At 68.9% G+C, this 5,286-nt stretch carries 7 protein-coding genes; 6 read left to right on the forward strand and 1 reads right to left on the reverse strand.

The features are described from left to right. From B4I46_RS14650 to B4I46_RS14665, 4 genes are all read left to right on the forward strand, one after another. Positions 1 to 334, forward strand: a 334-nt coding sequence (locus B4I46_RS14650; protein WP_414708940.1) for a PIG-L deacetylase family protein, incomplete at its 5' end; no start/stop codon positions are given. Between the two features lie 11 nt (positions 335 to 345). Next, positions 346 to 945: a class I SAM-dependent methyltransferase gene (locus B4I46_RS14655; protein ID WP_054914437.1), complete on the forward strand. Its 600-nt coding sequence runs from the start codon at positions 346 to 348 to the stop codon at positions 943 to 945. Beyond that, on the forward strand, positions 942 to 1,601 hold the full coding sequence (locus tag B4I46_RS14660; RefSeq protein ID WP_043860031.1) for a glycosyltransferase: 660 nt from the start codon (positions 942 to 944) through the stop codon (positions 1,599 to 1,601). The genes B4I46_RS14655 and B4I46_RS14660 overlap by 4 nt, the downstream gene beginning before the upstream one ends. Further along, positions 1,598 to 2,518 (forward strand): DUF72 domain-containing protein, encoded by a 921-nt coding sequence (locus tag B4I46_RS14665; protein WP_286900717.1) that lies wholly within the window; start codon positions 1,598 to 1,600, stop codon positions 2,516 to 2,518. The genes B4I46_RS14660 and B4I46_RS14665 overlap by 4 nt, the downstream gene beginning before the upstream one ends. 78 nt (positions 2,519 to 2,596) lie before the next feature. Here B4I46_RS14665 and B4I46_RS14670 read toward each other — a convergent pair whose 3' ends face one another. Further along, positions 2,597 to 3,484, reverse strand: coding sequence for a LysR family transcriptional regulator (locus tag B4I46_RS14670; RefSeq protein ID WP_286900718.1), 888 nt, complete (start codon positions 3,482 to 3,484; stop codon positions 2,597 to 2,599). 114 nt (positions 3,485 to 3,598) lie between these two features. Here B4I46_RS14670 and B4I46_RS14675 point away from each other — a divergent pair, with 114 nt between their 5' ends. Together B4I46_RS14675 and B4I46_RS14680 are read left to right on the forward strand one after the other, a co-directional pair. After that, positions 3,599 to 4,792: an MFS transporter gene (locus B4I46_RS14675; protein ID WP_058540246.1), complete on the forward strand. Its 1,194-nt coding sequence runs from the start codon at positions 3,599 to 3,601 to the stop codon at positions 4,790 to 4,792. Positions 4,793 to 4,797: 5 nt separating this feature from the next. Beyond that, positions 4,798 to 5,160 carry a DUF4440 domain-containing protein gene (locus B4I46_RS14680; protein WP_254999716.1) on the forward strand — a complete coding sequence of 121 codons (363 nt, stop codon included), beginning with the start codon at positions 4,798 to 4,800 and terminating at the stop codon, positions 5,158 to 5,160. Positions 5,161 to 5,286 lie beyond the last annotated feature (126 nt).

The raw sequence follows: 5,286 nt of genomic DNA on the forward strand, positions 1-5,286 counted from the left end.
GCGCCCCGGCGACCGGGTACTGAGCACCTGGCGCCTGGACGGCCACTGCGACCACGAGGCCGTGGGCCGTGCCAGCGCACAGGCGGCGCAGACCGTGGGCGCGCAGCTGATCGAGGTGCCGATCTGGGCCTGGCACTGGGCCCGGCCGGACGACCCGCGCCTGCCGTGGCGCCGTGCGCGCAAGCTGGCGCTCAGCCCGCAGCAACTTGCGCGCAAGCGCGCCGCCATCGCCGCGCATGCCAGCCAGCTCCATGCCGATGGCGAGCAGCCACCGGTGTTGAGCCAGACCACCCTGCAACGCCTTCTGCAACCTTTCGAACTGCTGTTTCTATGACGGGTGTTTCCATGAGCGTATCGCCGCAGTATTTCGAACAGCTGTTCGAGCACGATGAAGACCCCTGGGCCTTTCGGACCCGCTGGTACGAGAAGCGCAAGCGCGACCTGACCCTGGCCTGCCTGCCGCGCCAGTACTACACGCGCATCTTCGAGCCCGCCTGCGCCAACGGCGAGCTCAGTGCAGCGCTGGCCGAGCGCACCGAGGCCCTGCTGTGCCAGGACCTCAATGCCACTGCCGTGGAGCTTGCGCGCCGGCGCCTGGCAGCCTGCCCCCAGGCCAGTGTGAGCCAGGGCCACCTGCCCGGCGACTGGCCGGGGGGCGAGTTCGACCTGATCGTGCTCAGCGAGATCGGCTACTACCTCGACCCCGCGCAGTGGCTGCAGGTGATCGAACAGGCCGTGGCCAGCCTGAGCCCTGGCGGTGCGCTGCTGGCCTGCCACTGGCTGCACCCCATCGACGGCTGCCCGCAGGATGGCCGCCAGGTACACGCCCTGCTCGATCAGCGCCTGCCGCTGTACCGCGCCGTGCGCCACGAGGAAGCCGACTTCCTGCTCGAATACTGGTGTTGCCAGCCGTGTGCCATTGACCTGCAGGAGCCTTGCCTATGATCGGCGTGATCGTCCCCGCGCATAACGAAGAACAGTACCTGCCGGCCTGCCTGCGCGCCCTCGGGCAGGCGGCGGCGCAGGCCGAGGCCCTTGGCGAGCGCGTAGAGATCGTGGTGGTGCTCGACCAGTGCAGCGATGCCAGCCAAGCCATTGCCCTGGCGCACGGCGTGCACACCCTGCAGGTCACTGCGCGCAACGTGGGCTACGCCCGGCGTGCCGGCGCCAGCTGGATGCTCGAGCGCGGCGCGCGCTGGCTGGCCTGCACCGACGCCGACAGCTGCGTGCCGGCCGACTGGCTGGTGTGCCAGCTGGACTGCGCCGCCGACGCCGTGTGCGGCACGGTGCACGTGGAGCAATGGCAGGCGCACCAGGATGCGGCGTTGCAGGCGCGTTACCTGGCCCACTACCAGGCCCGCGAGGACCACCGGCACATCCATGGCGCCAACCTGGGCATCTGCGCCAGGGCCTACCAGCGGGTCGGCGGGTTCCGGCCCGTGCCGCTGGACGAAGACGTGCAACTGATCAGCGACCTTGAGCTGAGCGGCGCGCGCATCGTGTGGACGGCACGCAACAGCGTGTCTACCAGCAGCCGTGGCGACTGCCGGGCGCGGGGCGGCTTCGGCGACTTCCTCACCACGCTGGCGGCTACCCCGTGAGCCGTGGCGCGGCGCAGGTGCATATCGGCATCTCGGGCTGGCGCTATGTGCCGTGGCGGGGCGACTTCTACCCCGAGGGCCTGCGCCAGAAGGACGAGCTGCACTTCGCCTCGCGGGCGGTCAACAGCATCGAGATCAACGGCACCTTCTATGCGCTGCAACGTCCCGAGCGTTTCGCCGGCTGGGCGGCCGAAACCCCGCCAGGCTTCGTGTTCAGCGTCAAGGCGCCGCGCTTCATCACCCACGTGAAGCGCCTGCGCGAGATCGACGAACCGCTGGCCAACTTCTATGCCTCCGGCCCCCTGTCGCTGGGCAGCAAGCTGGGGCCGACCTTGTGGCAGTTCCCACCGAACATGCGTTTTGACGAGGGGTTGTTCGATGCGTTTCTGGCGCGCCTGCCGCACACCGGCAAGCAGGCCAAGGCCCTGGCCGCGCAGTGTGCCGAGCGGATGCAGCGTGCGGGTTACCTGGAGGGCGCCGACCGGCAGGTGGTGCGCCATGCAGTGGAGGTGCGTCACGAGAGCTTTCTGGACCCGGCGTTCGTGGCGTTGCTGCGCAAGTACCGGGTAGCGCTGGTGGTGGCCGACACGGCGAAGAAGTGGCCGCATGTGGAGGACCTGACCAGCGACTTCGTGTACATGCGCCTGCATGGGGATGTGGCGCTGTACAGCAGCGGGTATTCGCAGGCGGCCCTGCGCGGCTGGCAAAAGCGTATCCAGGCGTGGAAACGCGGGGCGCAGCCTGGGGATGCGCGCTTGATCGATGCGGCAAGTACGGCGCCGAAGGCGGCGCATCGCGATGTGTACTGCTACTTCGACAACGACATCAAGGTGCGCGCGCCCTATGACGCCAGACGGTTGCTGGAGCTGCTGAAGCTGGACAAGGGCCTGGAAGCGACACCGGGTGCTGCGCTGTAGGAGCCCGCCTGGCTGGCGGACCGGACACCGCGAAACACCGGCCAACGCAGCGCGCCCCTTCGCCGGCAACGCCGGCGCCTACATGCCGCTTACATACCCCTTGAGAAAATCGATCCATGCCCGCACCTTGCGCGGCACGTGGTTGCTGGCCGGGTACAGCGCGTACACGCTCTGCTCGGCAAAGCGATACCCCGGCAATGCATCCAGCAGGCGCCCGGTACGCAGGTCGTCCTCGATCAACCACGCCGGCAGCAGCGCCACGCCCAGCCCCTGCAAGGCGAACGAGCGCAGGATCGAGGCATTGTCTGCCACCATCACCGCCCGGCCCGAAGGCTCGTACACCGCCGCTTCCCCCCTCTGATCGAGCAACGCCCAACCGGCCTGGCGCTCGAAACGCCCATGCACCAGCCTGGGCAAGGCGTTCACCTGGGCAAGGGTCGCCCCCGGCACGCCCACGCCCGGCGCCATCACCAGGTGCACTGCATAGGTCTCCAGGCACACCCCGCGGTAGCCTGAGTCCTGCGCCTGACCCAACCGGATGGCCACGTCGAAGCGCTCCTGCACCAGGTCCGCATGGCTGGTGTGGGTTTCCAGCCGCACGTTGAGCAACGGGTGCTCACGCATGAACAGCTGCAAGGCCGGCGCCACCACGCGCAAACCGTACTCCACCGTGGAGGTGACCCGCAGGCTGCCCTGCAACCCGCCATGCTCGGCACGCGCCTGCTCGATGGCCAGCCGCGCCTGCTCCAGCACCAGCAGGCACTGACGGTAGAAGCCCTCGCCGGCATCGGTCAACGCCACCCGGCGCGTGGTGCGGATCAGCAGGGTCACGCCCAGCTGCGCCTCCAGCTGCTTGATACCGAAGCTGACCGCGGCGCGGGTCTGGCACAGGCGTGTGGCCGCCGCCGTGAACGACCCCGACTCCACCACGGCGCAAAACAGCTCGAAACGGTCCAGGCTGACCATGCAAAGGCCCCTTGATTGTCAAAATAATTCGACCAATCTGGCAGTATTGCGGGGCTTATTCAATCATCAGCACCGCCCTACACTGCGCCCATCGTTCTCCAGCGGCGCCCCGTCATGCCTTTTCGCAGCAAAGTCAGCCTGATCTTCCTGATGGGTTTTGCCCTCGACCTGCTCAACCTGTTCGTGCTCAACAGCGCCTACCCCGCCCTGCAGCGCCAGCTCGGCGCCTCGGTCACGCAACTGGGCTGGGTCGGCAACGCCTACATGCTCGGCCTGACCCTGATCATCCCGCTGGGTAACGGGCTGGCGCAGCGCATCGGCGAGCGCGCCACCCTGCTGCTGTCACTGGCCCTGTTCGGCCTGGGCTGTGCCCTGGCAGGCTCGGCCCGGAGCATCGAGGCACTGATCGGCTGGCGCCTGCTGCAGGGCCTGGGTGGCGGCCTGCTGATCCCGGTGGGCCAGGCGCTGGCCTACCGCGCCTGCCCCGCCAGCGAGCGCGCCGGCCTCACCTCGCGGGTGATGATGGTGGCCCTGCTGGTGCCGGCGCTGTCGCCGGCGCTGGGCGGGCTGATGGCCGACCAGGGCGACTGGCGCTGGGTGTTCTTCGCCCTGCTTGCGCCCACCCTGGCGTGCGCCGCGCTGGTGCTGGCCTGGCTGCCCGGCGGTCGGCCCCAGCCCAGCGTACGGCCGGCCCTGGACCTGCGCCTGTTGCGCCAGCCACTGCTGCACACCGCCATGCTCATCTACCTGTGCGTACCGGGCGTGTTCATGGGGATCAACCTGGTGGCGGCGCTGTACCTGCAAGGCACGCTGGGCCTGAGCGCCACTGCCACCGGCGGGCTGATGCTGCCGTGGGCCGCCGGTGCGCTGGCGGCGATCGCCCTGAGCCGGTGGCGCTTCAACGCACTGGGCCCACGCCCGCTGCTGCTGGCCGGCATGGGCATTCAAAGCCTGGCGGTGCTGGCGTTGGCCAGCCCCTGGCTGGTCGCCCACCCCGGTTGGCTGGTGCTGCTGTATGCGCTGCTGGGCCTGGGCAGCAGCCTGTGCAGCAGCACCGCGCAGACGGCGGCGTTCGTGGCGATCCCCGAGGCGGCCATGGGCGCGGCCAGTGCGTTGTGGAGCCTGAACCGGCAGTTGAGTTTCTTTTTCGGGGTGGCGTTGCTCGGCGCAGTGCTCGACTGGCGATTGCCGGAGCCTACAGCCTACGCGCAAGCGCTGGCGCTGGGCGCCGCGCTGACCTTGCTGCCCTTGCCCTGGGTGCTGCGCCTGCCGGGCGCCCGGGCCCTGTTTGTTCAACCTGTGGAGTGAGTGCAATGCCAGAGCGTAATGCGGGGTTTGAAGAGGTGCTGGAGGCGCATGTGCAGATCCGCCAGTGGCTGGCCGGCGAGGCACGGCCGCCGTTGCTGGAGCGCTTTGCCGAGGGGTTCTCGATGTTCACGCTCAAGGGCACGGTGCTCGACAAGGCGCAGCTGGAGGTTTTTTTTGCCCAGGCCTATGGCTCGCGGCCTGGCCTGCGCATCGAGATCGATGAGATGCACGACGTGGCGCCGGGGGTGGTGACCTATCGCGAGCATCAGCAGGATGACAGCGGCCAGACCACGCTGCGCTGGTCGACGGTGGTGTTCGATGGGCAGGGCAAGTGGCTGCATTTGCAGGAGACTGCGGCACTTGCGTAACCCCATCGCGGGTCAAGCCCGCTCCCACAGGGCCTCGCAGTGGGTGTGGGAGCGGGCTCGACCCGCGATGAAGCCGCCGCGGTCAGGCTTTCTTGCGCGAAGGTGCGGCCTTCTTGGCCGGCGCCT

Origin of the sequence: Pseudomonas sp. UBA7500 (assembly GCF_002478435.1) — a bacterium.
GTDB lineage: Bacteria > Pseudomonadota > Gammaproteobacteria > Pseudomonadales > Pseudomonadaceae > Aquipseudomonas > Aquipseudomonas palmensis.